Source organism: Mycolicibacterium chitae (assembly GCF_900637205.1).
Lineage (GTDB): Bacteria > Actinomycetota > Actinomycetes > Mycobacteriales > Mycobacteriaceae > Mycobacterium > Mycobacterium chitae.
In genome coordinates, this window is sequence record NZ_LR134355.1 from 1,068,527 (window position 1) to 1,095,070 (window position 26,544).

Genomic DNA, 26,544 nt, shown 5'->3' on the forward strand with positions numbered 1-26,544 from the left:
GTTCGGGCGCGTTCAGGGGGCCACGGGGTAGCCGCTGCGGATCGCGATGCGGTTCCAGGTGTTCATCACGATCGCCAGCCAGCTGACCGCCGAGACCTGCGCGTCGTCCAGCGCGCCGGTGTCCCACTCGTGGCGCTCCGGCACGGGCAACTCCGTGACGTCCTCGGCCAACGCGAGCGCCGCGCGTTCCTGCTCGGTGAAGTACTGCGACTCCCACCACGCCGCGACGACCGCCAGGCGGTCGGTGCTCTCACCCTTGTCCAGGGCGTCGCGGGTGTGCATGCGCAGACAGAACGCGCACCCGTTGAGCTGGGACACCCGGATCTTCACCAACTCGGCCAGCTTGGCGTCCAGGCCGGCCCGGGCGACGGCGTCCTCGGCCTCCTGATTCAGGGCCAGCACGGCCTGATAGGCCGCCGGATGTTGCTTGCTCAGATTGACCCGTGTCATCGTCGGCCCCCTGTGTGCTGGGTTCAGTCGTAATCGCTGTAGCGGGCGTGCCGCGCCCGCGGACGACGGCGGTGCTGCACGTTCTCCTGCGCGCCGCTGTCGCCGGCATCGGAGCCCCGGTACCGCACCTTGGACACCGGATGGTGGCTGCCGTTGGCCGGCGCCGGCCGGCGGCGCGGCGGTGGCATGTCGTAGGGATCGCCGCCGGGATAGGGCTCCGCGGGCGGGCCGTACCGGTCCGGGCGCGGCATCGGACGCTCATACGGGGAGCGCTGGCGCGACTGCCGCGGCTCGCGCAGGTACTCCGGCGGCGGGCGCCGGGACGGATCCCGCGGCGCGCGGCGGCGCGGCGGCAGCGGAGCGTCGAACTCGTCGTCGCGGTCCCGGGCATGTGTGGGGCGCCTGCGCGACGGCGGCGGCGGGGCGGACCCGTCGTCCAGGGGCGGCCGGACGTGGCGCGAGCGACTCGGCGCGGCCCGCTTGGTGGGCCGTCGGCTCCCGGGACGCGGGCGCGACGTGGTGTTGCGATCGATGGCGTGCCTGCGCGGGTCCTCGCCGTCGGGCGCGGCGCGGCGCGGCATCGCCAGGGTCGAGAGCTTGGCCTTGATGGCGGCCAGGACGCCGGCCAGGGCCGCGGGTCCAGCGGTGGCGCGGGCGCTCGAGGTGCGGGCTGCCGCGGCCGGGGTGGGCCGGGCCGAGTCGCCGAAGTACCACCGCGCCATGCCGATCAGCAGCACGATCACCGAGGTGGTGAACATCAGCAGGAACCGCTCGATCAGCGGATAACCGCAGTTGATCAGGATGTCCTTGATGCCGTCGATCTCGGAGAGGTGGAACAGGAAGTACGCGCCGGGAACAGCGACGAACAGGATCAACGGCGGCTGCACGACGGCGGTGAAGATCGCCTCCTGGCGCACCGCGAGCACCGCGGCCACGCAGCCCAGCAGGTACAGAGCGGCGAAGACGGCGGACAGTTCCCGGTTGCCCGAACCCGCGTCAAAGGCGAAACCCAGGGCGGTGCCCAGCGTCGCGATGAGCACAGCAGCCCACCACGGCACACCTTGGATGTTCGGGTGCGCCGAGCGGTGTTCGGCGGGTACCGATGACCTCGCCCGCTGCGCTGGCACATGTAGACCGTACCGGCTGTGGCTGGGCAAGCGCTGTCTGCGGGCGTCCTTTGCATGTCGCGCCGATCACGGAATGCGTGCCACCAGATCGCCCGACGGGGCGCCGAAGTTGCGCTCAGGGCGGCATTTCGGCCGTGCGCGCCGCCGTGGACGCAATCTGGGTGCGGCCGGCGTGAGATTGCGCACCCGGACCGCAGCTGGTTCGCCGGCACGCGCGCACGCTTTAGACTTGTGACCCCGTGAGCCTGAACCTGGGAATCGTCGGCCTGCCCAACGTCGGTAAGTCGACCCTCTTCAACGCCCTGACACGCAACAACGTGCTGGCGGCCAACTACCCGTTCGCGACCATCGAACCCAACGAAGGCGTCGTGCCGCTGCCCGACCCCAGGCTGGACAAGCTCGCCGAGATCTTCGGCTCGGAGAAGATCCTGCCCGCGCCGGTGACGTTCGTCGACATCGCCGGCATCGTCAAGGGCGCCTCGGAGGGCGCCGGGCTGGGCAACAAGTTCCTGGCCAACATCCGCGAATGCGACGCCATCTGTCAGGTGGTGCGGGTCTTCGCCGACGACGACGTGGTGCACGTCGATGGCCGGGTGGACCCCAAGGCCGACATCGAGATCATCGAGACCGAGTTGATCCTCGCCGACCTGCAGACCCTGGAGAAGGCGATCCCGCGGCTGGAGAAGGAAGCGCGCAACAACAAGGAGCGCAAGCCGGTGCACGAGGCCGCCGTGGCGGCGCAGGAGGTGCTCGACGGCGGCAAGACACTGTTTTCGGCGGGCTCGGCCGGCCCTGACGTGGCGCTGCTGCGCGAGCTGAACCTGATGACCACCAAGCCGTTCCTGTACGTGTTCAACGCCGACGAGTCCGTGCTGACCGATGCGGACAAGATCGCCGAGCTCCGCGCGCTGGTGGCCCCGGCCGACGCGGTGTTCCTGGACGCCAAGATCGAGGCCGAGTTGCAGGAACTCGACGACGAGTCGGCCGCCGAGCTGCTGGAGTCGATCGGGCAGACCGAGCGCGGGCTGGATGCGCTGGCGCGCGCGGGTTTTCACACCCTGCGGCTGCAGACCTACCTCACCGCCGGGCCCAAGGAGGCGCGGGCCTGGACCATCCATCAGGGCGATACCGCGCCCAAGGCGGCCGGAGTCATCCACACCGACTTCGAGAAGGGCTTCATCAAGGCCGAGATCGTCTCGTTCGACGACCTGGTGGAGGCCGGTTCGATGGCCGCGGCCAAGGCCGCCGGCAAGGTCCGGATGGAGGGCAAGGACTACGTGATGGCCGACGGGGATGTCGTGGAGTTCCGCTTCAATGTCTGACGAACTGCCGCCGTGTCCCGAATGCGGCGAGGCGTTCACCTATGAACAGGGCGCGCTGCTGGTGTGCCCGATGTGCGGTCACGAGTGGTCTGCGGAGGACCCGTCGTCCGAGGCGGAGTCCGCCGGCGAGGCCGGTGCCGAGATCAAGGACGCGGTCGGCAATCTGCTCGCCGACGGCGACACGGTCACCGTGGTGAAGACCGTCAAGGTCAAAGGTGGCGGTGGCGGGGTCATCAAGGTGGGCACGAAGGTCCGTGGAATCCGCCTTATTTCCGATGGTGTCGGCGACCACGACATCGATGCCACGGTCCCTGGTTTCGGTCGCATGCAACTCAAGTCGAGCGTGGTGAAGAAGGTCCTCTGAGCGAGGCGCGTATGCCTGGTCGAGGATCTCTTCCGTTGCAGCAGAGGACTGGTCACGTTTGTCGGTGCTCCCACTTATCGTGACTTGTCTCTGGATCGTTGGACTGGAGGCGCACAATGGGTGTCATGTCGAGTGCCGCAAGCCGTCTGGATCGCATCACAGTCGATCCTGCGGTGCTGCACGGAAAGCCCGCGATTCGCGGGCTGAGGCTTTCGGTGCAGTCTGTGCTGGACCTGTTGGCCAGCGGAATGTCCTTTGACGAGGTGTTGGCAGACTATCCAGATCTGCAGAGCGAAGACCTGCTAGCGGCGCTGGAATACGGCGCCTTGGTCACTGGCGGTCAACAGGTGCGTCCGTCGCGATCGTGAGGTTCCTCGGCGATGCGCAGTTGCCAATACGACTGTGTGACCTCCTCGTTCGTTATGAACACGACGTCATATACGTGTCTGCGCTGCCAGGTGGCAATCGGTCTCGCGACGCCGTCATCGCACAGACCGCCGATGCTGAGGACCGGATCGTTGTTACCGGGATTCGGACACTCGCATATGGCGGCCTTGGCACGGGCAGAGCGCCAGGGGCGCTACAGGCCGCCGGCCTCGACACCGACTCCATGGCCGAATCGGCCCGGCGGCCCGGCGTACGAGCCCGCCGATGTCGAAGCACTGCTGGATGAGCTCAAGGGTGCCCACTGACCCATGCCTGCCGCCCTTCGGCCATGTCTTCGTGTGATCGGTAGTGCGGGTTGGGCGAGATCATGGCGGACGTGAGGGGGCGCCGGGGCCGAGAAGGGGAAAACTTGGATGACCGAGGACTGGTTACGCCACGCGAAGACACCGGAGACCCGTGTGAGCATCCGGCGCTGGTCACGCTGGAGTGATTTCTTCTTCTGGGTTGGCGTGCTGCTGGTGCTCGGCGGGATCGCGTTCGTCGTCTGGAGTGTGGTCACGGCGCGCCACAGCGGACCCGTCTTCTGGTGGGCGATCGCGGTGACGGCGGTGCTGGTCCTCGTCTGTGCGGGTTGTGGCTCGTACGCAAGTGGCCGTCTCAGCGAAGCAAGATTCGCCGACGGGCAGGTGTCTGTCGGCACGGTCGAGGAGGTGGTCAGGCACGCCGGCGCAGAGGGCCCCGACACGTGCGACATCGTGGTGAGCGCCTCGCTGTCAGGCACGGTGATCCGTCGCAAGTTGGGCGGGCTTGTCGGCGACAGCGACGTCGGAGACCGGGTCCGCTTCCGGCACAACACTCTTGACCCCGAAGATCTGGACGACGCGCTCTTCGATGGTTGGTACGGACCGGGCCGTCACCGGGGTGAGCCGTCGTGGAGCACACGCCAGTCACCTGACCTCTACGCTGACGCTCAAGTGTCCGTCGGCAGGGTCACGGAGGTGACCAGCCACCCCGGAATCCCCGGGGACAACCACCCGACCGACTACACGCTCATGGTCAGCGTCGAACGGCCGGGATCGGTGACGCTCCGCCGCCAGATCTATCTGGCTGAATATCAGCTGTGCTCATCGGGCCCGGCCTTAAGGCCGACGATCCGCCTGCGCCACAACACTCTTGACCCCGAGAATTTGTCCGACGCGTTCTTCGACGGGTGGGTGGACGAGTTGAAAGGCCATTGACGACGAAATCGGCCGGCTCGTCAACGAAGCGTGATGTTTTCCGACGACGGCACCCGGGCGGCCATAACCGCATGCGGCCGGATGTCCGTGGTCCCGGGCCGTTGCAGACGATCGGTCTCGGTGAACCCGGCGATCGCCAGCAACCGGGACATTTCGTCGATCGGACACCGGTAGGCGGTCGTCACCTTGTGGGCGAATGCCTCGACGGCGTCGCCGTCGAAGAAGCCCACCACCAACGTCGCGCCAGGTGCCATCGCTCGCCGTAACTCCTTCAGGATATCGGTGAGTTCAGTTGGCTCGCAATGGATCAGCGAGTACCACGCGAGGATTCCGCCCAGTGATCGATCGGGAACCTCGAGGGTGCGCAACGAACCGACGGAGAACTCGATGCTCGGCCACCTCGAGGTGGCGGTGTCGATGAACTCCGGCACCAGGTCGAGGCCTCTGGCGTCGAGACCCAGACCAGCCAGGTACGCGGTGAGATGGCCGGGGCCGCAGCCGACGTCCAGCACGGGGCCTTCGCAGGCACCGAGGTTGGCCTTCAGGAAGGCCAGGTCTTGCGGGTCGACGGTCGCCACGTCGCCGAACGTTCGGGTGTAGGTCTCGGCCAGCTCGCCGTAGCGCTGTCGGACTTCGGCTTCGGACATTGCGCGCAGTCTAGGCCGCGGCGCTGCGGTGGCCAGAGGACCCGTGACCATGGATACTTCGGGGACGGGCTGGGTGTCGCCGCAATTCAACTGAGGGAGCGGTCATGAGCGTCGCGTTCGATTTCACCGACAAGGTTGTCCTGATCACCGGCGGCGCCACCGGCATCGGTCGCGCCACCGCCGTCGAGTTCGCGAAGGCCGGCGCGAAGGTCGTGGTCGGCGACGTCGACGACCGCGCCACCGAGACGGTGCAGATCATCACCGACGCCGGCGGCAACGCCACGTTCGTCCGGACCGACGTGACCGACGACGACGCGGTGAAGAACCTCGTCGACACCACGGTCGCCCAGCACGCCACGATCGACATCGCCTTCAACAACGCCGGCGTGCTGCCGCCGACCGCCCCGCTGCACGAACAGACCGTCCAGGACTGGCACCGCACCATGTCGGTCGACGCCACCGGCGTCTTCCTGGCCATGCGCCACCAAATCCCGGTGATGCTCGAGGCGGGGACCGGTTCCATCGTCAACACGGCCTCGGTGGCCGGGGTGACCGCCGATCCGGGGATGACCCCCTACGTCGCCGCGAAGCACGCGGTGGTCGGGGTATCCAAGGGCGCGGCTCTGGACTACGCGGACAAGGGGATTCGCATCAACGTCTTGCGCCGGGCCTGATCCGAACCCCGATGACCGAACGCTGGCTCGACGACCCCGAGATCGCCCCGCGGGTGCTCGCCGACTCGCCGATCGGACGTCCCGCCGAACCCGAAGAGGTCGCTGGCGCCGTCCTGTTCCTGTCGTCGGACCTCGCCGGAGCCGTGACCGGATCGGTGTATCGCGTCGACGGCGGCCGTACCGCACACTGAAGGCGTTGAACCACCAGGAAGCGAGCGGCCCATGACGATCTTGGTGAACGCGGACAACTTCGTCCGCGCCGAGACCCACCGGATGTTCTCCGACATCCAGGCCGAGGCCGGGGGAGTCGGCCGATTCCGGCACAACCGCACGCCGGCCAGCATCGATGCCCAGACGGTGATCCGGCTCAACCGCGACACCCTCTACAGCTTCGCCGTCGTCGATCTGGCTCGGCCCGCGCGCCTGACGTTGCCGGACGCGGCGGGGCGGTATCTGTCGGCGATGGTCGTCAACGAGGACCACTACGTCACCGGCGTCCTCCACCAGCCCGGCGAGCACGTGCTGACCAGCGAGCAATGCGGATCCCGTCATGTGCTGGTCGGCGTGCGAATCCTGGTCGATCCCACGGATTCTGCGGACGTTGCGGCGGTCTCGGCGCTCCAGGACCGGCTCGAGATCGCCGCCGATGCGCCGGAGCCGTTCGTATCGCCGGACTACGACGTCGCGAGCATGGACGCCACTCGCAACGCGCTGCTGGACCTTGCGCGCGGGCTCGACGACTTCGACCGCACATTCGGCACGCGCGACGAGGTCGATCCCGTCCGCCATCTGATCGGCACCGCCGCCGGCTGGGGTGGGCTACCCACCTCGGAGGCGACCTACATCGGCGTCGACCCCGGCGTGCCGCCCGGTGACTACGCCCTGGTGTTCACCGACGTCCCGGTCGACGCGTTCTGGTCGGTGTCGGTCTACAACGCGCGCGGCTTCTTCGAGAAGAACGCGCAGGACCTCTACACCGTCAACAGCGTCACCGCGGCGCGCGACGACGACGGCTCGGTCACCGTGCGATTCCTCGCCTCGGCCGACGGGGAGACCCCGGCCAACGCCATCCTCACCCCCGAGGGATGGAATTACCTGATCCGGCTCTACCGCCCTCGCCCGGAAATCCTCGACGGACGTTGGAAGCCGCCCACGCTGCGTTGAGGGCGGTTCAGGCGTAGCCGACCCAGCCGCGAAACGTGAACGCGGAGAAGAACTCGGTGACCTCGGTGAAACCGGCGCCCTCGAGGATCGCCCGGTCCTGGTCGGGGGTCAGGACGGGCACCTGGGCGGCGATCGCGGCGCATGCCTGCTCGGCGGCCTCGGGTTCGATGCCGGCGGCGACGAGGTTGGCCGCGTGGCGCCGCAACCACGACGCCCGCTCGGCGTCGTCGCGGGCCGGAATGCTCAGGTGCACGACGACGAACGGTGCCCCGGGCGCCAGTCGTCGGCGCACCTCGGCGGCGGTGTGGCGCCGCAGTTCGGGCTCCAGGAAGTGCAGGGTCAGCAGGCTGGTCGCGGCGGCGAACGGGCCGTGCGGGGCATCATCGATATAACCGTGGTGCATGCGTACCCGCGATGCCAGTGGTCCAAGGGTTTTCGTCGCCAGGTCGAGCATGGCGGCCGCCGGGTCGACCGCGTCGAAGGTCCACCCCGGACGGGTCTCGGCCAAGGCCTTCGTCTCGAGTCCGCCGCCCGCGCCGAGCACCAGTACCCGGGCATCGTGCGGAGCGCGTTCATCGATGAGCACACCCGCCATGCGGTGGACGTCCCGGTACGCGGGCACCATCTGCGCGACGCGTTCGGCATACGAGTCGACCTGGGCGGGATCATCGAAGGCGTGGGGGGCTTGGGTCATGAGTCGATGGTGACGCCAACGGCCAGCTGTCGGCAAGCGATCTTGCCGAATTGGCAAGCGTTTGATCGGTGGGCCCCTCGGGGCCGCCCCGAGGGGTAGGCAGGAATCATGAGTACATTCACGACGCGGTTTCGACGGTCCTGGGCGGAGTTCGTCGGGCCGGAAGCCACGCGAACCAACACGGTGCTCACCGTGGCCGCGAGCGCTGGCGGCCTGGTCGCCAGCGTGTGGACCGCGCGGCGCGCCGGGGCGAACACCGCGGTGACGACGGCACTTTCGGCGCTCGCGACCGACCTCGCCGGCGGGGCTTACGTCAACAACACGCGGGCCTGCGCCCGCTGGTACGAGCGACCGGGCCAAGGCCACCGCCAACACCTGCAGTTCGCCGGACTACACCTGCACCCCGTGGCGATCGCGCTCGCCGATCGCAGCGTGGGGCACCAGGACCGCGTGCTCGGCTGGTCGGCCTCGCACTACGGCTACCTCATGGCCGCCACCGCGGTCATCCGCGGCCTGCCGCGGCGTCGACGCGGGTTGGGCGTGGCGCTCACCGCCGGGGGGCTGGTCCTCGACCGCGTGCTGGGCCCCTCGACCGTCGCTCCCTGGTTCGCCTGGACCTACTATCCGAAACTCCTTCTGGGCCACGCCGCGTCGAGCCTGTGGACCGACGAGGATCTGGGCGTAGGTTGATCCGGTGAAGCGCATCGGGCTGCTGACGTGTGCTGCCGTGCTGCTGGCCGACTCGGTCGCCATGTTCGTGCCGGGAGTCCCGGGTGGCGAGGACATCACCGTCGCGCAGTTGTTGAAGATGCGCAGCGGCCTCTACGGCTACACCGAGGACCCCGCGGTTTCGCAGATCCTCGATGCCGAACCGGGCCGGGCCTGGTCTCCTCGGGAGGCACTCGATTTCGCCTTCCGGCACCCGATTCAACTCGTTCATGGGGTACGACGCGGAAAACGATGTGGGTCTGGTGATCTGGACAAATCTGACGCTCTCGCCGGACGGGGACACCACCGCCCAGGCGATGTTGCCGGTACTGCTGGACGAGATCTACTCCGGCTTGTCGCTGACAAGGTAAACAGGAGGCATGCGCATAACCGAGGGTCTTCCCGGCCGTGAAGGTGACGTGACCGTTCGGCGGCTCGGCCACCACGACGCCGAGGCTTTTGCCGCAGGTACCAAGGACGAGGCCGTGCAACGCTACGGGCACCTGCCGCTGGCGGAGTACTCCCCGCAGACCGTGCGGGACCAGGTCGACAACGAGATCGCCCGCGGCCTCGACGACGGCTCGCTGGCGGTGCTCGCCATCGCCGACGCCGATTCCGACGAGTTCCTGGGCAGCATCGTGCTCTTCGATGTCCGGTCGGACCGCGCCGAGGTCGGGTTCTGGTTGACCCCGCAGGCGCGCGGCCGCGGCGCGGCGCGCCACGGGTTGCGCGCGCTGCTCAGAGTGGCCGCCGATGCGGGATTCCGCTACCTTGACGCCCGGACCGATTCCGCCAACGACGGATCCCGTCGTGTCCTCGAGGACGCCGGTTTCGTCCACACCGAGGGTCCGCACGACGAACTCGCCCCCTCCGGCGAGGTGGTGAACGTGTTGACATTCGAACGATCGCTGGTTGAGTTACCGAACTAGGCCAACGCCATGACAATTCAAGACAGATTGATGAGGGTATGAGGACAAGCAGGCTGACGGCGATCGGTGTTGCGGTGTTTCTGGGCGCGACGGTGACGGCGTGCGGGAACGGTGTCGCCCCCGCCTCGGAGCCCAGCGCGGTGGCCACCGCGGCCACCGCCGAGCAACCCAGCGAACTGACCCTGGACACGGTGAACTGGGCGCTGTCGACGTTGCAGGAGCAGACCGGTGCCCCGCTCGAGGAGATCCAGCTCAAGAGCTTGATGATCTCGCCCGGCGGCTCCGCGACGTTCGACGCGCTGGACCCCGCCAAGCCCACCGAACTCAACCAGTACGTCGCCTACCCGGACGGACGCCGGCTGGTGCATCCGTACGACTACGGCGGCGCGGACAACTACGAGGCACTCACCGCGACGCTGTTCGGTGCGCACGAGGTCAGCCCCGAAACCCTGGTCGCAGCGTGGCAGGACTCGTTCGACCGGGTGCAGGGCGAACGCAGCGAGATGTCGGCCTCCGGAGTATCGGCCAGTCGTGAGGACGAGACCGGCCCGGTGCAACTCTCGATCGTCAACGGACCGCAGCGCGACCGGCAGTCGGTGTACTACGACGCCAACGGCCAGTTCCTGCGCACCTCGTAGCCGACGACAGCGTGCCTGTCACCAGCCCCACCCGGTTACACGACCTGATCGCGGCGGCCGCCGCCGCGGTGCCCGAGCGACCCGCGGTGGTGGTGCCCGACGGGCCGAGCGTGACCTTCGCCGAATTCGACCGGCGTATCACCGAAATTGCCGAGTGGGTCGGTCGGCGCAGCCGGCCCGGCGATCGGATCGCGGTGATCGCCGACAACGGACTGGACTATGCGGGGCTGTACTACGGTGTGCCCCGCGGCGGTCGCGTGCTGGCGCTGATCAACCAACGGCTCAGCGCCGAGGAACAACTCGGACAGCTGGCCGTCGTGGACCCCGCGGTGGTGCTCGGCGACGCCAAGTACCTGTCCGCACTGGGGGCCGGGACGGACCGCCGGCTCATCGCCTTCGACGACGCTGAATGGTCGGATTCAGCGCCGGCGGCAGAGGACGACGGTGCCAACAACGACGATGCCAACACCGACGATGCCAACACCGACGATGCCAACACCGACGATGCCGCGTGGCTGCTGTTCACCACCGGATCGACCGGCGCACCGAAAGGTGTTGTGCACTCGCACCGTTCGCTGCTGGCTGCCGTGTCCGGCACCGTCGCCGGCCGCGCCGTGGCGCCCGGCGGGGTGTATCTACTGCCGTTCCCGATGTGCCACATCGCCGGCTATAACCTCTTGGTCCAGCATGCCGTGCAGGCCACCGTGCTGCCGGTGGCCGCCTACCGGCCGGAATCCTTCGCGGCCGTCGTCGACCGCCACGGCGTGACGTCCTGTTCGCTGGCGCCGACCATGCTGCACAGCCTGCTGGAGTATCTGGAACGCACCGGCGCCACGCTGCCCACCCTGCGCGACATCGCCTACGGTTCGGCGGCGATCCCCGCCGATCTGCTGCGCCGCGCGATGCGGCAACTCGATGCGGGCTTCCATCAGGGCTACGGCATGACCGAAACCGGCGGGAACCTGGCCTTTCTCGGGCCCGACGAACATCGCGCGGGAGCGCAGGACCAGCCGTCGATCCTGGCCAGTACCGGCCGCCCGCATCCGGGTGTGGAGGTCCGCCTCGGCGACGACGGCGAAATCCTGGTCCGTGGGCCCCAGGTGGCCCCGCGGTCCTGGCCCGCGGACCAACCGTTGACCGTCGACGGCTGGCTGCACACCGGAGATGTCGGACGATTCGACGAGGCCGGGCGCCTGGTGGTGGTCGACCGACTCAAGGACGTGATCATCACCGGCGGCGAGAACGTGTCCTCCCGCGAGGTCGAGGATGTGTTGTCGACGCATCCGGCCGTCGAACATGTTGCCGTCGTGGGTGTTCCGGATCCGCACTGGGGCGAGGCCGTCTGTGCCGTCGTCGTCACGCGTTCCGAAGAAGACCCTGCCGCGCTGATCGAGCACGTACGGGCCCGGCTGGCCGGCTTCAAACGTCCCCGCCACGTGCTGTTCCGCACGGCGCTGCCGCTGACCACCAACGGCAAGGTCGACAAAGCCGCGGTTCGGCGCTACGCCCGCGAGTCGCTGAGCACCACCGAAATCTCCTCGCCCAACTCGTAACCGGCGCGCAGCGGCAGCCGGTCCCCACTCCAGAAGGAGCCGGGATCGAAGTAGTTCTCCCGCTTCTCGGTGCTCAGCAGCCCCATCTCCTCGTAGGTGATGGCGACCGTCTCCGCGCAGTACGCGGTCTCCAGACCGGCCATCCGGCGATGCTGCTTACCCTTCTCCGCCGAGCGCCGAACCCGGTTGTGCACCAACGGCAGCCCGCGCGTCCAGTCGCTGACGGTGGGCAGCCGACCCCGCATCCAGCGGCCCGTCAGGCGCGCGGTGCTCGGGAACGGGGTCCCGTCCATGCGGGCGATCACCTTCAGCAGCCGGTCCTCCTGCTCGCGGTCGGCGTACGGGGTGAGTTGACGCAGCCAGCAGCGTTGCCCGTACTTGTTCATCCACTGCTCCACGGCGGCCCGCGCATCGTTGAGTTGCACGCCGCGGTGGTGGTTGCCGGTCCAGTAGTCCAGCAGCTTGTCGCCGAGCTCGGCGTGCCAGATCAGCGGCGGCAGGTCGTCGATGGCCACCGTCATGCCGACGTGGTTGACCGGGCTGTTGGTCAGCGTCTGGATCGCCCGGTCGGGCCCCGAGGCGCCGCGAAACAACCAGATGTCCCCGGTGCGGGTGGCCTCCAGCGCCTGATCGAGCGTGACGTGTCGTTCTCCGGTGCGCGCCATCACCTGGGCAGCTTATGCAGAATGAGACGATGCGCAATGTTTGGAAGTGGATCGGCCTGGCCGGTGTCGTCGGCGTGGCCGCCGGCGGGGTCCTGGTGGCCCGGGACCAGCGTCGCCGCAAGGCCTACACACCCAACGACATCCGCGCCCGACTGCACCAACGGCTCGCCGAGGCCGAGCGCGAGCAGGATTGACTGTGGCTTAACTGCCCTCCAACGCGCACTTCCACAGCTGGGTCAGGACCTCGATCAGCAGCTCGGGGTCGGCCCGCGGGTCGCCGTGCAGGATCGGATCGATGGTCGCGCGGTGCACCTGCCGTTCGACCCCGGCCACGAGCAGGTCGGCGATCAGCGCGCTGTTCTCCCGTGCTACCCCGGTGAGCTCGAGGTGCCACAGCACCTCGGCGGCGATGGCTTGGTCGAGTTCGTACATCCGGCGCTGCAACTCCTTGGAGCGCGGCGCGCTGTCCCACAGCAGGTGGTGCAGATTGAACTCGTCGACGTGCATGCCCACGATGGCCGTGATCACCGTGCGCAGCGAGTCCTCCAGCCCCGGCTGTGTTTCGCGCAGGCCCTGGAAAACGGCCTCGACCTGAGTTGCGCCCCGGGACAGGTGTCGTTCGGCCAGGGCATAGAGCAACGCGTCCTTGTCCGGGAAATAGTGGTACAGCGTGCCGATGGAGATGCCGGCGGTGTCGGCGACCTTGTTGGTGGTGGTGCCGGTGTAGCCGAGTTCGGTGAAGATGTCCGCGGCCACGGTCAGGATGCGCTCATAGGTGTCCCGGGACCGCTGCTGACGTGGCTCCACGCGGGGTTTGGCCATTCCGGATCCTCGACACGATGACGTTCCGACCTCTGCGAAAACCATAACGCCCGGCCAGATCTCGCACGCCCGATTCCACGCGGCCGCGCACGCCCGGCTGCGATCGGTCACAGTGGTAACCATGAACATCCTTCAGGTCGGTGGCCTCGAACCCCAGTTGGCCGAACTCGTCGCCCTGCGCTACCAGCCGCTGGTCCTGCCGCCGCCGGGCGAGGAGCGCGAGCGGTTCCTCGCCGAGCACGGTCCGGCGGTCAAGGTCATCCTGGCCTCGGGCGGGCGCGGCCTCGACGACGAACTCTTCGCCGCCCTGCCCGAGCTCGAGGCCGTCGTCAACAACGGCGCCGGCGTGGACAACATCGACCTCGCCGCGGCCGGGCGGCGCGGCATCGGCGTCAGCAACACCCCCGACGTGCTGTCGGACACCGTCGCCGACACCGCCATCGGTCTGATCCTGATGTGCCTTCGCCGGTTCGGTTCCGCGGATCGCTTTGTGCGAGAGGGGCGCTGGGCCACCGAGGGAGTCTTTCCCTATGCGCGCGACCTGACCGGCAGCACCGTGGGGATACTCGGACTGGGCCGCCTCGGGAACGCCGTCGCCACGCGGTTGTTGGCCTTCGACTGCACCATCGCCTATCACAACCGCCGACGGATCGAGGGCTCGCCGTACCGGTATGCGGCCTCGGCGCGCGAACTCGCCGAGTCGGTCGACATTCTGGTGGTCGCCACGGCGGGCGGCAAGGGCACCGAGAAACTCGTCGACCGCGAGGTGCTGACGGCACTGGGGCCGCAGGGCTACCTGATCAACATCGCCCGCGGCACCGTGGTCGACGAGGCCGCGCTGATCGAACTGCTGTCCGCCGACCGACTGGCCGGCGCCGGACTGGACGTGTTCGCCGACGAACCGCATGTGCCCGCGGCGTTGCGTGCGCTCGACAACGTGGTGCTGTTCCCGCACATCGGCAGCGCCACCGCGCGAACCCGCCGGGCCATGGCGGAGCTGACCTTGCGCAACCTCGAAAGCTACCTGCGCACAGGGCAATTGGTGACCCCGGTGCTGCGGCCGGAAAAGGCCCCCTAGCGCGTGACGAACGCCACGACGACCTCGCTGAAGGCGTCGTTGTCGTCGCCGGCCGCGGTGTGGCCGGCCTCGCCGAGTTCGACGAACTCGGCCTGGGGGACCTTGGCCAGGAAGTCCTTGACGCCGTCGGCGCTGACCACATCCGAGAGCTTGCCGCGGATCAGCAGCAGCGGGATCTGTAGACCGATGGCGGCTTCCTCGAGTTTCTCGGTGCGTTGGAACGGATCGTCGCCGGGCGCGGTCAGGAACGCCGGATCCCAATGCCAGTACCACCGACCGTCGCGCAGGCGCAGGTTCTTCTTGAGTCCCTCGGTGCTGCGCGGTTTGGTCCGGTGCGGCAGGTAGGCCGCCACCGCCTCGGCCGCGTCCTCGAGCGAATCGAAGCCGTCCACGTGGCCGAACATGAAGTCGCGGATCCGTGCGCTGCCCGACTTCTCGAATCGGGGCACGACGTCGACGAGGACCAGCTTGGTGACCTTGGCGCTGCCACCGAGGCTCGCGACCAGGATGCCGGTCAATCCGCCCATGCTCGCGCCGATCAGCGTCACCGGCCGGCCGATGCTGTCGATGATCCGCAGAACGTCGTTGGCCATGGTTTCCAGCGCGTAGTCGGCGCCGGGGGCGCGGTCGCTGTCGCCGTGGCCGCGGCTGTCCAGCGCGAGCACGTGAAAACCCTGGTCGGCGAGGATCTGCCCGGTGTTCTTCCAGGAGAACCGGTTCTGGCCGCCGCCGTGCAGCATCAGGATGGTCGGCCGCTCGGAGCCACCCGGCCCCTCCGGGCGGTTCCATTCGTCGGCCACCAGGGTGATGCCGTCGACGCCGGTCAACTCGACGGTCTGCGCTGTACTCACCGCGCTGACGTTACCCAGCTGCGCATTTCGGCTTGTCGCGGGGACTTTAGGGGCGGTAAGTGACCTATGGCGCCCATCTGAGAACAGCGTGTGCAAAGATTCAGTCGCCTACTGGTCAGTAGGGACCTCGAAGGTCTGTTGAAAGCACCCGCCGAGCGCGAAGCGGTGGGGTACCTTTTCGGCAGTCCTGTGTCAGGGGCCACAGTGGTCACGCAGGAAGCAGGTGTCGCATGTCGGGAGGTGATCAGCCGCATATGCAGCAGATGATCCCGCCCAGCCTGAGGCCCTCCGGGGCAGCGGCTGCCGCCGGGGAGGACGCGCCATGACCACCGCCGCTGCGTTCGCCAAGCCGGTCCGCTCGGTCGGTGGCTTCTTCGCGATGTCGCTGGACACCTTCGTCGCGATGTTCAAGCCGCCCTTCGCCTGGCGCGAGTTCATCCTGCAGGCGTGGTTCGTCGCCCGGGTCTCCATCGTCCCGACCCTGATGCTGGCCATCCCCTTCACCGTGCTGCTGGTCTTCACCTTCAACATCCTGCTGGTGGAGTTCGGCGCAGCCGACTTCTCCGGGACCGGCGCCGCCATCGGCACGGTCACCCAGATCGGCCCCATCGTCACCGTGCTCGTGGTCGCCGGCGCCGGCGCCACCGCCATGTGTGCCGACCTCGGGGCCCGCACCATCCGCGAAGAACTCGACGCGCTGCGCGTCATGGGCATCAACCCGATCCAGGCGCTGGTCGTGCCGCGGGTGCTGGCCGCCACCCTGGTCGCGCTGATGCTGGCCTCCTCGGTGGTCGTCGTCGGCATCGCCGGCGGCTTCCTGTTCTCGGTGTTCCTCCAGCACGTCACCCCCGGCGCATTCGTGGCCGGCCTGACCCTGATCACCGGCCCCGTCGACGTGGTGATCTGTCTGGTCAAGGCGACGCTGTTCGGCCTGGCCGCGGGCCTGATCGCTTGCTACAAGGGCATTTCGGTGGGCGGCGGGCCCGCCGGCGTCGGTAACGCCGTCAACGAGACGGTGGTGTTCACCTTCATCGCGCTCAATGTCATCAACCTTCTGGTGACCGCCGTCGGGGTGCAGGTGACGACATGACCGCCGCGCCGAATACCGCTGTGCGCCTGCGTCGCACGCTGGGGGAGTGGGCCGAGGGCTGGAACCGGATCGGCCGGCAGACCAAGTTCTACGGCTACACGATCAAGGGCGTGTGGGACGCCGTCGTCTACTACAAGGGCGAGGTCATCCGGTTGATGGCCGCGATGGGCCTGGGCGCGGGCGCGCTCGCGGTCATCGGCGGCACCATCGCCATCGTCGGCTTCCTGACGCTGACCACCGGCGCGCTGGTGGCGGTGCAGGGCTACAGCCAGTTCGCGTCCATCGGCGTCGAGGCGCTGACCGGCTTCGCCTCCGCCTTCTTCAACGTGCGGTTGATCGCGCCGCTGACCGCCGGTGTCGGCATGGCCGCGACCATCGGCGCCGGCGCCACCGCGCAACTCGGCGCCATGCGGATCAACGAGGAGATCGACGCGCTGGAGGTGATGGGGATCCGCACCATCGCCTACCTGGCGTCCTCGCGGGTGATCGCCGGCGTGATCGTCGTGATCCCGCTGTACTGCGTCGCGGTGCTGATGTCCTTCCTGGCGGCCCGGGTGGGCACCACCTTCTTCTACGGCCAGGCCACCGGCGTGTACGACCACTACTTCCGGACCTTCCTCAACCCGGTCGACCTCATCTGGTCGTTCCTGCAGGCCGTGGCGATGGCGCTGGTGATCATGCTGGTGCACACCTACTACGGCTTCACCGCGTCCGGCGGCCCGGCGGGCGTCGGCGAGGCGGTGGGACGCGCGGTGCGTACCTCACTCATCGTCGCCGCGCTGGTAACCGTGATGATCTCGCTGTCCGTCTACGGGCAGTCCGGCAACTTCAACCTGTCGGGGTAGCGGAGATATGGAACACGACGACAAGGGCCTGCGGCCGGCATGGTGGACGCTCATCCTGATCGCCTTCCTGGCCGCCCTGGTGTGGATCACCGCGGCACTGTTCACCGGGTCGCTGAACAAGTACGTCGACGTCACCGTGACCTCGGAGCGTTCCGGTCTGGTGATGGAATCCGGCGCCAAGGTGAAGCTTCGCGGCGTGCAGGTCGGCCGGGTCAGCACCATCCACGGTGGCGGCACGGGACCCGACGCCGTCTCGCTGCGCCTGGAGATCGATCCGGACCAGGTCCAGCACATCCCCGCCAACGTCGGCGCGCAGATCCGCGCGACGACGGCGTTCGGCGCCAAGTTCGTCGACCTGATCTATCCCGAGGACCCCAGCGACCAACGGCTGGCCGAGGGGCAGGTGCTCAAGTCGGAGAATGTCAGCACCGAGGTCAACACCGTCTTCGAGAACCTGGTCGGGGTGCTCGAGCAGGTCGACACCTCCAAGCTCAACGCGACCCTGTCGGCGCTGGCCGACGGCGTGCGCGGCGAAGGTGAGCGGATCGGGCAGGCCACCACCGACGCCAATCAGGTGCTGCTGGCGCTGAATCCGCGCGCCGACACCATCCGCGCCGACTGGCAGGCGCTCGAGGGCTTCAGCGACGCCTACAGCGCCGCGGCCAACAACATCGTCACCACCCTGGACGCGGTGAGCACCACCAGCGTCACGATCTCCAACAACTCCGGACCGCTGGATGCGTTGCTGCTCAACGTGATCGGGTTGTCCAACAGCGGCATCGAGCTGTTGGCGCCGAACCAGGCGAACCTGGTCAACGCGATCAACGTGCTCGAGCCGACCACCAACCTGCTGCACAAGTACAACCCGCAGTACACCTGCATGCTCGTCGGTGCGCACTGGCTGCTGGAGAACGGCGGCTACGAGGCCACCGGCGGCAACGGCAAGTCGTTCATCGTCGACGGCGGCGCGCTGGCCGGCGACGACCAGTACCGCTTCCCCGACCACCTGCCGATCATCGGCGCCAAGGGCGGTCCGGGCGGCAAGCCCGGCTGCGGTTCGCTGCCCATCGTCGACGAGAACTGGCCGGTGCGCGCGCTGGTGACCAACACCGGCTGGGGCACCGGGGTCGACATCCGCCCCAACCCGGGTATCGGCTTCCCGGCCTGGGCCAACTACCTGCCCGTCACCCGTGGCGTGCCGGAGCCGCCGAGCGTGCGCAACCTGTTCGGCGGGCCCGCCCCCGGACCGACCGTCGGCAACCCGCCCAAGGTCATCCCCGAGCCGGGCGACTGGCCCTACGGCGCCCCGATGTACGCACCGGACGGCACCCCGCTGTGGAACAACCTGCCGCCGGCGCCGCCACCCGGTGCGCCGCGGGACCCCGGCCCCACCCCGGGTACGGAACCGTTCGTGGTGCCGTTCCCCGGAACGGTCCCGTTCCCGAACCCACCGCCACCCGTACCGGCGGCCCCGACGCCCTGACCGTGACCACCACCGTGACCACCACCCGTATCGAGAGGTAAACCGCAATGCGAGGCAACCTGGGAGGCGCCGCCTGGCGTCTGGCCGTGTTCATCGCGGTCTGCCTGCTGGGGATGTTCACGCTGTTCGCGGTGTTCGCCGAACTGCGGTTCGAGAAGGAGCTCGACTACCGGGCGCACTTCAGCAACGTCACCGGTCTGGAGAACGACGACTTCGTCCGCATCGCGGGCGTGGAGGTCGGCAAGGTCAAGAACATCAACGTCAACGACGACGGCACCGTCATGGTGGACTTCACCGCCGACGAGTCGGTGGTCCTCACCGAGGGCAACCGCGCGGTGATCCGCTACGACGACCTGATCGGCGGCCGCTACCTGGCGCTGGTCGAGGGCGCCGGCGGCACCGCCCGGCTCGACCCGGGTGACACCATCCCGATGACCCAGACCCAACCGGCGCTCGACCTCGACGCGTTGATCGGTGGCTTCCGCCCGCTGTTCCGGGCCCTGGAACCCGAACAGATCAATGCGTTGTCGGGCCAGCTGATCAGCGCGCTGCAGGGGCAGGGCGCGACCATCGGTTCGTTCCTGTCGCAGACCGCATCGTTGACCAACACCCTGGCCGACCGCGATCAATTGATCGGCGAGGTGATCGTCAACCTCAACACGGTGCTGGGTTCGCTGGCCGGGCAGAGCGAGCAGTTCGACAAGGGCGTGGTGGCCATCTCGGAACTGGTCCAGACGCTGGGCGAGCGTAAGCAGGACATTGCCAACGGCATCGCCTACACCAGCGAGGCCGCCGGCACGGTCGCCGATCTGCTGTCGGCGGCGCGTCCGCCGCTGCAGAAGGTGGTCACCGAGACGGATCGGTCGGCCGGACTGGTGCTCGCCGATCACGACTACTTCGACAACGTGCTCAACACGCTGCCGGATTCCTACCAGGTGCTCAACCGGCAGGGGATCTACGGCGACTTCTTCAGCTTCTATCTCTGCGATGTGGCGCTGAAACTCAACGGCAAGGGCGGTCAGCCGGTGTATGTGAAGGTGGCAGGCCAGGACACGGGGAGGTGCACGCCGCGATGAAACCCTTCGCAGAGCGCAACCCCTACGTGATCGGGCTGATCGGCATCGTCGGTGTGGCGGCGCTGGTCCTGGCGGCGCTGAACTATCAGAACCTGCCCGGCTTCAACCAGGGCAAGACCTACAGCGCCTACTTCGACGACGCCGGCGGGCTGTATGACGGTGCCGAGGTGCAGGTTTCGGGTTTCGAGTCCGGCAAGGTCACCGGGATCTCGTTGGAGGACCAGCAGGTGCTGGTGAAGTTCAAGGTGAACAAGAACATCCGGCTCGGCGACCGGGCCGAGGCCGCCATCAAGACCAAGACCGTGCTGGGCACCAAGTACCTCGACGTCATTCCGCGCGGCGACGGGCAACTCAGCGACACCATCCCGCGGGACCGCACCACCTCGCCGTACCAATTGCCCGACGCGCTGGGCGATCTGACGATGACCATCAGCGGTCTGAACACCGACCAGCTCTCCGATTCGCTGCGGGTGCTCTCCGACACCTTCGCCGACACCCCGCCGGATCTGCGGATCGCGGTCGAGGGGGTGGCCCGGTTCTCCGACGTCCTCAACGAGAAGGACGCGCAACTGCGGGAATTGCTGGCCAACGCCAACAAGTCGACCCACGTGCTGGCCGAACGCAGCGAGCAGGTGGTCAGCCTGGTGAGCAACACCAACGCGCTGATGGCCGAATTGCAAAGCCAGAGCGCGGCTCTGGATCAGATCTCGGGCAACATCTCTACGCTGAGCCGGCAGTTGCGCGGCTTCATCGCCGAGAACCGCGAGACCATGCAGCCGGCGCTGGAGAAGCTCAACGGCGTGCTAGCCACGATCGACAACCGGCGCGACCGCGTGAAGCAGTCCATCAACATGCTGGCCACCTACGCGATGTCGCTGGGCGAGACGGTGGGCTCCGGACCATTCTTCAAGTCCTACATCGCCAACCTGCTGCCCGGTCAGTTCGTGCAGCCGTTCATCGACGCCGCGTTCTCCGACCTCGGCTTGGACCCGAATGTGTTGCTGCCGTCCGAACTCACCGACCCGCAGGTCGGCCAGCCCGGCACCCCGGCGCTGCCCGTGCCGTACCCGCGGACCGGCCAGGGTGGCGAGCCGCGCCTGAACCTGCCCGACGCCATCACCGGCAACCCGGGAGACCAGGCGTGCGGCCCGCCCGGCATCCCGCTGTCCGGCACGCACTGCTACCCGTATCGCGAACCCGGACCCGCACCGGCGCCGGGTGGACCGCCGCCCGGACCGCCCGCCGCCGCCCCGGCCGGGGTGGCGTCGACTCCGCAGCCGCCGAGGCCGCCGATGCTGCAGACGGCGCCGGGCCAGACGCCCCCGGTGACGCAGGCCGTGGTGCCGGCGCCGCAGGGCCCGGCCCCGGGCCCGGTTGAAGGGGAGGCCGGACAGTGACGCTGACCCGTAACGCCCGCATCGGCGTGGCCGCGGTGCTGGTGCTGACCCTGGTGGCCGGCGCGGTGCTGCTGCTGCGCTCCGGTGGCCCGCTGAACCGCAACCACGTGGTGGCCTACTTCGACAACAGCAACGGCATCTTCGTCGGCGACGACGTCCGCATCCTCGGCGTCAACGTCGGCCGGATCGACAAGATCGAACCGGAGTACAACCGGGTCAAGATCTCGTTCTCCTATGACGGCAACTACAAGGTGCCCGCGGACGCGAAGGCCGCCATCCTGTCGCCGGCACTGGTGACCGGCCGCGCCATCCAGCTGACCCCGGTGTACTCCGGCGGCCCGGTGCTGGCCAACAACGCGGTGATCGATCAGGACCGCACCGCGGTCCCGGTGGAATGGGCCGACTTCCGCGAACAACTCAACCGGCTCGCGGAGAACCTGGAGCCCACCGAACCGGGCGGCGTCAGCACGCTGGGCGCCCTGGTCAACACGACGGCGGACAACCTGCGCGGGCAGGGCGCCAACATCCGCGAGACGGTGATCAAGCTGTCGCAGGCCTTCTCGGCGCTGGGCGATCACAGCACCGACATCTTCAGCACCGTCAAGAACCTGTCGATCCTGGTGTCGGCGCTGCAGGACAGCACCAACCTGATGCGTCAGCTCAACCAGAACCTGGCCAACGTCACCGGCCTGCTCGCCGACGATCCCGGTGAGGTCGCCGCGGCGATCAGCGATCTCAACGCCGCGCTCGGCGACGTGCAGTCCTTCGTGGCCGACAACCGCGAGACGCTGGGCACCACCTCGGAGAAGCTCGCCGCGGTGACCCAGACGCTCAACGACAGCCTCGACGACATCAAGCAGCTGCTCCACGTCGCACCGAACACGCTGCAGAACTACATCAACATCTATCAGCCCGCCCAGGGCGCGGCGACCAGCGCGCTGGCCATCGCGAACTTCCAGAACCCGGTGTCGTTCCTGTGCGGCGCAATTCAGGCCGCCTCGCGTCTCGGCGCCGAGCAGTCCGCGAAGCTGTGCACGCAGTACCTCGCGCCGATCGTCAAGAACCGGCAGTACAACTTCCTGCCCATCGGGCAGAACCTGTTCGTCGGCACCCAGGCGCGTCCGAACGAGGTGACCTACTCCGAGGACTGGCTGCGGCCGGACTACATTCCGCCGCCAGGACAGGTACCGGCGCCGCCCGCGGCCGCACCGGCCGGACCCGACGCGCCGCCGGCGCCGGCGCCGGCGGGACCGCCGCTGGCCGCCGAGCAGATGGTCGCCACCAACCCGGCCGACGGACTGTCCGGCCTGATGGTCCACTCGGGAGGTGGGCAATGACGCGCGGGGTGCGGATGAAGCGGGCCGCCGGGGCCGCGGTGATCGGCGCGCTGACGACGGCGCTGACCGCGTGCAGCGGTTGGACCGGACTCAACTCGCTGCCGTTGCCGGGCACCGAAGGGCACGGGCCGGACGCCTTCACGATCCAGGTCCAGATGCCCGACGTCGACAACATCGAGCAGAACTCGCGGGTGCGGGTCGGTGACGTCACCGTCGGCAACGTCACCAAGATCGAACGTCAGGGCTGGCACGCGCTGGTGACCATGAGCCTCAACGGCGACGTCGACCTGCCCGCCAACGCGCGGGCGACCATCGGGCAGACCAGCCTGCTGGGTTCGCTGCACATGGAACTGGCCCCGCCCACCGACGTTCCGCCGGAGGGCAAACTGCAGGAGGGGTCGCTGATCCCGCTGTCGTCGTCGGGCGCCTATCCGACCACCGAGCAGACGCTGGCGGCCATCTCGTTGCTGCTCAACGGCGGCGGCGTCGGCCGGATCCAGGACATCACCACCGCGTTCGCGACGGCCTTCTCGGGCCGCGAGGACGATCTGCGCAGCCTGATCGAACAGCTCGACCGCTTCATCGCCTACAACAACGATCAAAAAGACGACATCATCGCGGCCACCGAGAGCCTCAACAGCCTGGTGGGCCAGATCGCCGACCAGAAGCCCGTCGTCGACCGGGCGCTGGAGACCATCCCGGATGCGCTCGAGGTGCTCAAGGAACAGCGGGTCATGCTGGCCGACGCGCTGACCAAATTCGGCCAGTTCAGCGCGCTGACCGCCGACTCGGTCAACCAGACCAAGGAGGCCCTGGTCCAGGAACTGCGCGACCTCGGTCCGGTACTGCAGGAGCTCGCCAATGCGGGCCCTTCGCTGACCCGCGCGCTGAGCTTTTACCCGACCTTCCCGTGGCCCAAGGAAACCTTGGACAACTGGATGCGCGGGGACTACGGCAACCTCAGCCTGGTGTTCGACCTGACGCTGAGCCGCATCGACAGCGGCTTCTTCACCGGCACCCGGTGGGAGGGCGACCTCACCGAACTGGAACTGCAGTGGGGCCGGACCATCGGTCAGCTGCCGAGCCCGTACACGGCCGGCAACCCGCTGATCGTGCCGTACCGCTGGGATCAGGGGCGCTAGATGCATCTGACACGCAAGACCCTCACCCAGATGTCGATCCTGATCGCCATCGCGGCGATTGCCGGGTCGGTGATGGTGTTCAACTTCATCGGCCTGCCCGGAATGTTGTTCGGGATCGGCCAGTACCAGGTGGCCGTCCAGCTGCCGGAGGCCGGCGGTCTCTACGAGCGCGCCAACGTCACCTACCGCGGCACCGAGGTCGGCCGGGTCAAGGCGGTCCGGTTGGAGAACGGCGGCGTGGTCGCCGATCTCACCCTGGAATCGAAGGTCAAGATTCCCGCCGATCTCGACGCGTCGGTGGGCAGCGTGTCCGCCGTCGGTGAGCAGTACGTGGACCTGGTGCCGCGCACCGGCAACCCGCCCTTCCTGCAGGACGGCGACGTGATCCCGCGGGAACGCACGTTCGTCCCTATCGACGTCAACTCAGTGCTGGACGCGACCAACCGTGGGCTGCAGGCGATCCCGCGGGAGAACCTGACGACCGTCGTCGACGAGGCCTATACCGCGGTCGGCGGTCTGGGGCCGGAGCTGTCGCGGCTGGTGCAGGGCTCCACGCAGCTGGCCATCGATGCCCGCGCCAACCTCGGCGAGCTGACCACGCTGATCGACCAGTCCGCCCCCGTGTTGGATTCGCAGACCGACACCTCCAGCGCCATCCAGACCTGGGCGGCGAACCTGGCCAACATCAGCGGCCAGCTCAAGCAGGAGGACGCCGCGGTGGCGGGGGTGCTGCAGCAGGGGCCCGGCGCGGCCGACGAGACCCGCGCGCTGTTCGACGAGCTGAAGCCCAGCCTGCCGATCCTGCTGGCGAACCTGGTCAGCGTCGGCGAGGTGGCCGTCACCTATCAGCCGAGCCTCGAGCAGTTGCTGGTGCTGCTGCCCCAGGGCGCAGCCGTGACCTCGGCGATCGGTGTCGCCAACCGGCATACCCGCCAGGACTACCGCGGCGCGTACCTGAGCTTCAACCTCAACCTGAACCTGCCGCCGCCCTGCGTCACCGGCTTCATCCCGGCCCAGCAGAAGCGGGTGCCCGCCGAGGTCGACCATCCCGACCGCCCGGCTGGCGACGTCTACTGCCGGATCCCGCAGGACTCGGCGTTCAACGTCCGCGGTGCCCGCAACATCCCCTGCACGACGGTGCCCGGCAAACGCGCCCCTTCGGTGCGGATGTGCGAGAGCGACGAGGTCTACCAACCGCTCAACGACGGTTTCAACTGGAAGGGCGACCCCAACGCGACGAACTCGGGGCAGGCCGTCCCGCAGTTGCCCGGGGGGACCTCACCTGCGGAAGCAGCACCGCCGGCCGCGCCGCCGCTGCCGCCGATCGCAGCCGCTGAATACGAACCGAGCAGTGGCACGTACGTTGGACCGGACGGGCAGATCTACACCCAAGCCAATTTGGCCCAGAGCGCCACAGAGGAGCAAACATGGCAGACGATGCTGCTGCCCCCGAAGGGGAACTGACCGAGTCAACCGGAACGGAGTTGACCGAGTCCCCCGAGGAGTCATCGGAATCGCCGCAAGACGCCACCCTGGAAGCCAGCGCTGACGACGCCGATTCGGCTACCGAGGCCGGCGGGGTCGCGGACGAAACCGCCGACGCGGAACTCCCCGACGACGAGGTGAAGGCCGAACCGCAGCCGGGCCGGCTGCGGCGGGTGCTGATCGGTGCTCTCGCCGGGCTGTTGGTGCTCGGCCTCGTCGGCGGCCTGGGCTGGCTCGGCTGGTCGGTCTATCAGCAACAGCAGGCCCAGCAGCAGCGCGATGTCTTCGTGCAGTTGGGCCGGCAGGCCGCGATCAACCTGACCACCATCGACTTCGAGGACGCCGAGGCCGGGGTGCAGCGCATCCTCGACTCGGCGACCGGGACGTTCTACGACGACTTCTCGCAGCGCTCCGGACCGTTCACCGAGGTGGTCAAGCAGGCGCAGTCCAAGTCCACCGGAGAGGTGACGGCCGCCGGACTGGAATCCGAGGAGGGCGACCGCGCGCAGGTGCTGGTCGCCGTGACGGTGCAGACGTCCAATGCCGGTGCGCCCGAGCAGGCGCCCCGGATGTGGCGGATGCGGATCTCGGTGGAGAACACCGATGACGGCCAGACCAAGGTGTCGAATGTGGAGTTCGTGCCGTGACCACTCCCGAGGACCCGAAGCCCGTGCCAGAGAAGGAAACCCCCGCAGTGCCCGCCGATGACGACGAACTGACCCGCGACGAGGCCACGGAGGCCGGCACGGCGCTGGACGAGACGGACGCCGTCGAGGAGACCGAGGCTGTCGACGAGACGGACGCCGCCGAGACCACCGAGGCTGCCGAAGATGAGTCCACGGCGGACGGCGAGTCGGACGAGACCGCCGCGGACCCGGCGTCCGGGAAGGTCCGTCGGGCCGTCGTGCTGACGGTGCTGCTGTGCGTGCTGCTGCTCGCGGTGCTGGTCGGTGCCGGCTTCCTGGGCTGGAAATACTACTCGGGCCAGGCCGCCGAGACCGCACGGGCCGAATCCGTCCAGGTCGCCTCGGACGCCACGGTGAAGCTGCTGTCCTACGAGCCCGACACCGTCGAGGAGGAGCTGACCGCCGCGCGCGAGCTGCTCACCGGGACGTTCCAGGAGTCCTACACCGAACTCACCAACGACGTCGTCATTCCCGGCGCCAAGGAACAGCGCATCTCGGCCGTGGCCAACGTTCCCGCGGCCGCGTCCATGACGGCTGACTCCGATCACGCCGAGGTGCTGGTGTTCGTCAACCAGACGGTGATCGTCGGCGACGGCGCCCCGACCGCGACCGCCTCGAGCGTAAAGGTGACCCTGGAGAAGACCGGCGACCGCTGGCTGATCTCCGGCTTCGACCCGGTGTAACCTCCGGTG

31 protein-coding genes and 1 pseudogene are annotated in these 26,544 nt (G+C 68.3%); 25 read left to right on the forward strand and 7 right to left on the reverse strand.

What is annotated here, in order from left to right; genetic code table 11:
- Positions 1-12: 12 nt before the first annotated feature.
- The gene (locus EL338_RS05170) at positions 13-450 is read right to left on the reverse strand and encodes a carboxymuconolactone decarboxylase family protein (protein ID WP_126332748.1); all 438 of its coding nucleotides are present in this window, start codon (positions 448-450) and stop codon (positions 13-15) included.
- Positions 451-473: 23 nt separating this feature from the next.
- Positions 474-1,577: a DUF6542 domain-containing protein gene (locus EL338_RS05175; RefSeq protein ID WP_126332749.1), complete on the reverse strand. Its 1,104-nt coding sequence runs from the start codon at positions 1,575-1,577 to the stop codon at positions 474-476.
- A 239-nt stretch (positions 1,578-1,816) separates the two neighbouring features.
- On the opposite strand from EL338_RS05175, the gene ychF reads away from it, so the two are divergent.
- The 5 genes from ychF (at position 1,817) to EL338_RS05195 (ending at position 4,888) form a co-directional block, all read left to right on the forward strand.
- Entirely contained in the window at positions 1,817-2,899 is a 1,083-nt protein-coding gene (gene ychF, locus EL338_RS05180) for a redox-regulated ATPase YchF (RefSeq protein ID WP_126332750.1), read from the forward strand.
- On the forward strand, positions 2,892-3,263 hold the full coding sequence (locus EL338_RS05185; RefSeq protein WP_126332751.1) for a zinc ribbon domain-containing protein YjdM: 372 nt from the start codon (positions 2,892-2,894) through the stop codon (positions 3,261-3,263). The genes ychF and EL338_RS05185 overlap by 8 nt, the downstream gene beginning before the upstream one ends.
- A gap of 125 nt (positions 3,264-3,388) precedes the next feature.
- Positions 3,389-3,631, forward strand: coding sequence for a DUF433 domain-containing protein (locus EL338_RS05190; RefSeq protein WP_126332752.1), 243 nt, complete (start codon positions 3,389-3,391; stop codon positions 3,629-3,631).
- On the forward strand, positions 3,628-3,936 hold the full coding sequence (locus EL338_RS26885) for a DUF5615 family PIN-like protein (RefSeq protein WP_163792027.1): 309 nt from the start codon (positions 3,628-3,630) through the stop codon (positions 3,934-3,936). Before EL338_RS05190 ends, EL338_RS26885 begins: the two co-directional genes overlap by 4 nt.
- 127 nt (positions 3,937-4,063) lie before the next feature.
- Positions 4,064-4,888: a hypothetical protein gene (locus EL338_RS05195; RefSeq protein WP_126332753.1), complete on the forward strand. Its 825-nt coding sequence runs from the start codon at positions 4,064-4,066 to the stop codon at positions 4,886-4,888.
- Between the two features lie 20 nt (positions 4,889-4,908).
- On the opposite strand, the gene EL338_RS05200 is transcribed toward EL338_RS05195, so the two are convergent.
- A complete protein-coding gene (locus EL338_RS05200; RefSeq protein WP_126332754.1) occupies positions 4,909-5,535 on the reverse strand; it encodes a class I SAM-dependent DNA methyltransferase in 627 nt (208 codons plus the stop codon).
- Between the two features lie 104 nt (positions 5,536-5,639).
- Here EL338_RS05200 and EL338_RS05205 point away from each other — a divergent pair, with 104 nt between their 5' ends.
- Genes EL338_RS05205 through EL338_RS05210 form a run of 3 tightly spaced genes read left to right on the forward strand, consistent with a single transcriptional unit; the run spans position 5,640 to position 7,373 of the window.
- The gene (locus EL338_RS05205; protein WP_197721915.1) at positions 5,640-6,209 is read left to right on the forward strand and encodes an SDR family NAD(P)-dependent oxidoreductase; all 570 of its coding nucleotides are present in this window, start codon (positions 5,640-5,642) and stop codon (positions 6,207-6,209) included.
- Positions 6,210-6,220: 11 nt separating this feature from the next.
- Positions 6,221-6,400, forward strand: a complete 180-nt coding sequence (locus tag EL338_RS26750) for an SDR family oxidoreductase (RefSeq protein WP_197721916.1) — start codon at positions 6,221-6,223, stop codon at positions 6,398-6,400.
- Positions 6,401-6,431: 31 nt separating this feature from the next.
- Positions 6,432-7,373, forward strand: coding sequence for a DUF1214 domain-containing protein (locus EL338_RS05210; protein WP_126332755.1), 942 nt, complete (start codon positions 6,432-6,434; stop codon positions 7,371-7,373).
- Positions 7,374-7,380: 7 nt separating this feature from the next.
- Here the strand turns inward: EL338_RS05210 and EL338_RS05215 are convergent, their stop codons facing one another.
- Positions 7,381-8,067, reverse strand: coding sequence for a class I SAM-dependent methyltransferase (locus tag EL338_RS05215; RefSeq protein ID WP_126332756.1), 687 nt, complete (start codon positions 8,065-8,067; stop codon positions 7,381-7,383).
- A 108-nt stretch (positions 8,068-8,175) separates the two neighbouring features.
- Between EL338_RS05215 and EL338_RS05220 the strand changes: the two genes are divergently transcribed.
- From EL338_RS05220 to EL338_RS05240, 5 genes and pseudogenes are all read left to right on the forward strand, one after another.
- Entirely contained in the window at positions 8,176-8,757 is a 582-nt protein-coding gene (locus EL338_RS05220; protein ID WP_126332757.1) for a hypothetical protein, read from the forward strand.
- Positions 8,758-8,993: 236 nt separating this feature from the next.
- Positions 8,994-9,146, forward strand: a pseudogene (locus EL338_RS26925) (D-alanyl-D-alanine carboxypeptidase); the annotation flags it as partial.
- 48 nt (positions 9,147-9,194) lie between these two features.
- On the forward strand, positions 9,195-9,704 hold the full coding sequence (locus EL338_RS05230) for a GNAT family N-acetyltransferase (protein WP_235666378.1): 510 nt from the start codon (positions 9,195-9,197) through the stop codon (positions 9,702-9,704).
- Positions 9,705-9,742: 38 nt separating this feature from the next.
- On the forward strand, positions 9,743-10,342 hold the full coding sequence (locus EL338_RS05235) for a hypothetical protein (protein WP_126332759.1): 600 nt from the start codon (positions 9,743-9,745) through the stop codon (positions 10,340-10,342).
- An 11-nt stretch (positions 10,343-10,353) separates the two neighbouring features.
- Complete coding sequence (locus EL338_RS05240; RefSeq protein ID WP_126332760.1) at positions 10,354-11,895, forward strand: AMP-binding protein; 1,542 nt, start codon at positions 10,354-10,356, stop codon at positions 11,893-11,895.
- Here EL338_RS05240 and EL338_RS05245 read toward each other — a convergent pair.
- A complete protein-coding gene (locus EL338_RS05245; protein WP_126332761.1) occupies positions 11,844-12,560 on the reverse strand; it encodes a guanylate cyclase in 717 nt (238 codons plus the stop codon). The two genes, EL338_RS05240 and EL338_RS05245, sit on opposite strands and share 52 nt — an antisense overlap.
- Positions 12,561-12,589: 29 nt before the next feature.
- Between EL338_RS05245 and EL338_RS05250 the strand changes: the two genes are divergently transcribed.
- Positions 12,590-12,754 (forward strand): hypothetical protein, encoded by a 165-nt coding sequence (locus tag EL338_RS05250; RefSeq protein WP_126332762.1) that lies wholly within the window; start codon positions 12,590-12,592, stop codon positions 12,752-12,754.
- Positions 12,755-12,761: 7 nt separating this feature from the next.
- Here EL338_RS05250 and EL338_RS05255 read toward each other — a convergent pair whose 3' ends face one another.
- The gene (locus EL338_RS05255; RefSeq protein WP_163792029.1) at positions 12,762-13,382 is read right to left on the reverse strand and encodes a TetR/AcrR family transcriptional regulator; all 621 of its coding nucleotides are present in this window, start codon (positions 13,380-13,382) and stop codon (positions 12,762-12,764) included.
- Positions 13,383-13,503: 121 nt separating this feature from the next.
- Between EL338_RS05255 and EL338_RS05260 the strand changes: the two genes are divergently transcribed.
- On the forward strand, positions 13,504-14,460 hold the full coding sequence (locus EL338_RS05260; RefSeq protein WP_126332764.1) for a 2-hydroxyacid dehydrogenase: 957 nt from the start codon (positions 13,504-13,506) through the stop codon (positions 14,458-14,460).
- Here the strand turns inward: EL338_RS05260 and EL338_RS05265 are convergent.
- The gene (locus tag EL338_RS05265; RefSeq protein WP_179967165.1) at positions 14,457-15,311 is read right to left on the reverse strand and encodes an alpha/beta fold hydrolase; all 855 of its coding nucleotides are present in this window, start codon (positions 15,309-15,311) and stop codon (positions 14,457-14,459) included. The genes EL338_RS05260 and EL338_RS05265 overlap by 4 nt on opposite strands.
- A 322-nt stretch (positions 15,312-15,633) precedes the next feature.
- On the opposite strand from EL338_RS05265, the gene EL338_RS05270 reads away from it, so the two are divergent.
- Genes EL338_RS05270 through EL338_RS05315 form a run of 10 tightly spaced genes read left to right on the forward strand, consistent with a single transcriptional unit; the run spans position 15,634 to position 26,535 of the window.
- A complete protein-coding gene (locus EL338_RS05270) occupies positions 15,634-16,401 on the forward strand; it encodes an MlaE family ABC transporter permease (RefSeq protein WP_126332765.1) in 768 nt (255 codons plus the stop codon).
- Positions 16,398-17,246: an ABC transporter permease gene (locus tag EL338_RS05275; RefSeq protein WP_126332766.1), complete on the forward strand. Its 849-nt coding sequence runs from the start codon at positions 16,398-16,400 to the stop codon at positions 17,244-17,246. Before EL338_RS05270 ends, EL338_RS05275 begins: the two co-directional genes overlap by 4 nt.
- Before the next feature lie 7 nt (positions 17,247-17,253).
- Positions 17,254-18,729 (forward strand): MCE family protein, encoded by a 1,476-nt coding sequence (locus EL338_RS05280; RefSeq protein WP_126332767.1) that lies wholly within the window; start codon positions 17,254-17,256, stop codon positions 18,727-18,729.
- A 47-nt stretch (positions 18,730-18,776) separates the two neighbouring features.
- Positions 18,777-19,805: an MCE family protein gene (locus EL338_RS05285; protein WP_126332768.1), complete on the forward strand. Its 1,029-nt coding sequence runs from the start codon at positions 18,777-18,779 to the stop codon at positions 19,803-19,805.
- The gene (locus EL338_RS05290; protein WP_126332769.1) at positions 19,802-21,202 is read left to right on the forward strand and encodes an MCE family protein; all 1,401 of its coding nucleotides are present in this window, start codon (positions 19,802-19,804) and stop codon (positions 21,200-21,202) included. The genes EL338_RS05285 and EL338_RS05290 overlap by 4 nt, the downstream gene beginning before the upstream one ends.
- Before the next feature lie 2 nt (positions 21,203-21,204).
- Positions 21,205-22,539 (forward strand): MCE family protein, encoded by a 1,335-nt coding sequence (locus EL338_RS05295; RefSeq protein WP_126336687.1) that lies wholly within the window; start codon positions 21,205-21,207, stop codon positions 22,537-22,539.
- Positions 22,536-23,681, forward strand: coding sequence for a virulence factor Mce family protein (locus EL338_RS05300; RefSeq protein ID WP_126332770.1), 1,146 nt, complete (start codon positions 22,536-22,538; stop codon positions 23,679-23,681). Before EL338_RS05295 ends, EL338_RS05300 begins: the two co-directional genes overlap by 4 nt.
- Positions 23,682-25,145: an MCE family protein gene (locus EL338_RS05305; RefSeq protein ID WP_126332771.1), complete on the forward strand. Its 1,464-nt coding sequence runs from the start codon at positions 23,682-23,684 to the stop codon at positions 25,143-25,145.
- Positions 25,109-25,813: an Rv1363c family protein gene (locus EL338_RS05310; RefSeq protein ID WP_126332772.1), complete on the forward strand. Its 705-nt coding sequence runs from the start codon at positions 25,109-25,111 to the stop codon at positions 25,811-25,813. Before EL338_RS05305 ends, EL338_RS05310 begins: the two co-directional genes overlap by 37 nt.
- Positions 25,810-26,535: a hypothetical protein gene (locus EL338_RS05315; protein ID WP_235666379.1), complete on the forward strand. Its 726-nt coding sequence runs from the start codon at positions 25,810-25,812 to the stop codon at positions 26,533-26,535. The genes EL338_RS05310 and EL338_RS05315 overlap by 4 nt, the downstream gene beginning before the upstream one ends.
- Positions 26,536-26,544 lie beyond the last annotated feature (9 nt).

Bases quoted from the DNA above. Each gene is read 5' to 3' on its own strand.
- EL338_RS05170 (WP_126332748.1), bottom strand. From the start codon at position 450: ATGACACGGGTCAATCTGAGCAAGCAACATCCGGCGGCCTATCAGGCC.
- EL338_RS05185 (WP_126332751.1), top strand. From the start codon at position 2,892: ATGTCTGACGAACTGCCGCCGTGTCCCGAATGCGGCGAGGCGTTCACC.
- EL338_RS05190 (WP_126332752.1), top strand. From the start codon at position 3,389: ATGTCGAGTGCCGCAAGCCGTCTGGATCGCATCACAGTCGATCCTGCG.
- EL338_RS05195 (WP_126332753.1), top strand. From the start codon at position 4,064: ATGACCGAGGACTGGTTACGCCACGCGAAGACACCGGAGACCCGTGTG.
- EL338_RS05200 (WP_126332754.1), bottom strand. From the start codon at position 5,535: ATGTCCGAAGCCGAAGTCCGACAGCGCTACGGCGAGCTGGCCGAGACC.
- EL338_RS05205 (WP_197721915.1), top strand. From the start codon at position 5,640: ATGAGCGTCGCGTTCGATTTCACCGACAAGGTTGTCCTGATCACCGGC.
- EL338_RS26750 (WP_197721916.1), top strand. From the start codon at position 6,221: ATGACCGAACGCTGGCTCGACGACCCCGAGATCGCCCCGCGGGTGCTC.
- EL338_RS05210 (WP_126332755.1), top strand. From the start codon at position 6,432: ATGACGATCTTGGTGAACGCGGACAACTTCGTCCGCGCCGAGACCCAC.
- EL338_RS05215 (WP_126332756.1), bottom strand. From the start codon at position 8,067: ATGACCCAAGCCCCCCACGCCTTCGATGATCCCGCCCAGGTCGACTCG.
- EL338_RS05220 (WP_126332757.1), top strand. From the start codon at position 8,176: ATGAGTACATTCACGACGCGGTTTCGACGGTCCTGGGCGGAGTTCGTC.
- EL338_RS05235 (WP_126332759.1), top strand. From the start codon at position 9,743: ATGAGGACAAGCAGGCTGACGGCGATCGGTGTTGCGGTGTTTCTGGGC.
- EL338_RS05245 (WP_126332761.1), bottom strand. From the start codon at position 12,560: ATGGCGCGCACCGGAGAACGACACGTCACGCTCGATCAGGCGCTGGAG.
- EL338_RS05250 (WP_126332762.1), top strand. From the start codon at position 12,590: ATGCGCAATGTTTGGAAGTGGATCGGCCTGGCCGGTGTCGTCGGCGTG.
- EL338_RS05255 (WP_163792029.1), bottom strand. From the start codon at position 13,382: ATGGCCAAACCCCGCGTGGAGCCACGTCAGCAGCGGTCCCGGGACACC.
- EL338_RS05260 (WP_126332764.1), top strand. From the start codon at position 13,504: ATGAACATCCTTCAGGTCGGTGGCCTCGAACCCCAGTTGGCCGAACTC.
- EL338_RS05270 (WP_126332765.1), top strand. From the start codon at position 15,634: ATGACCACCGCCGCTGCGTTCGCCAAGCCGGTCCGCTCGGTCGGTGGC.
- EL338_RS05275 (WP_126332766.1), top strand. From the start codon at position 16,398: ATGACCGCCGCGCCGAATACCGCTGTGCGCCTGCGTCGCACGCTGGGG.
- EL338_RS05280 (WP_126332767.1), top strand. From the start codon at position 17,254: ATGGAACACGACGACAAGGGCCTGCGGCCGGCATGGTGGACGCTCATC.
- EL338_RS05285 (WP_126332768.1), top strand. From the start codon at position 18,777: ATGCGAGGCAACCTGGGAGGCGCCGCCTGGCGTCTGGCCGTGTTCATC.
- EL338_RS05290 (WP_126332769.1), top strand. From the start codon at position 19,802: ATGAAACCCTTCGCAGAGCGCAACCCCTACGTGATCGGGCTGATCGGC.
- EL338_RS05300 (WP_126332770.1), top strand. From the start codon at position 22,536: ATGACGCGCGGGGTGCGGATGAAGCGGGCCGCCGGGGCCGCGGTGATC.
- EL338_RS05305 (WP_126332771.1), top strand. From the start codon at position 23,682: ATGCATCTGACACGCAAGACCCTCACCCAGATGTCGATCCTGATCGCC.
- EL338_RS05310 (WP_126332772.1), top strand. From the start codon at position 25,109: ATGGCAGACGATGCTGCTGCCCCCGAAGGGGAACTGACCGAGTCAACC.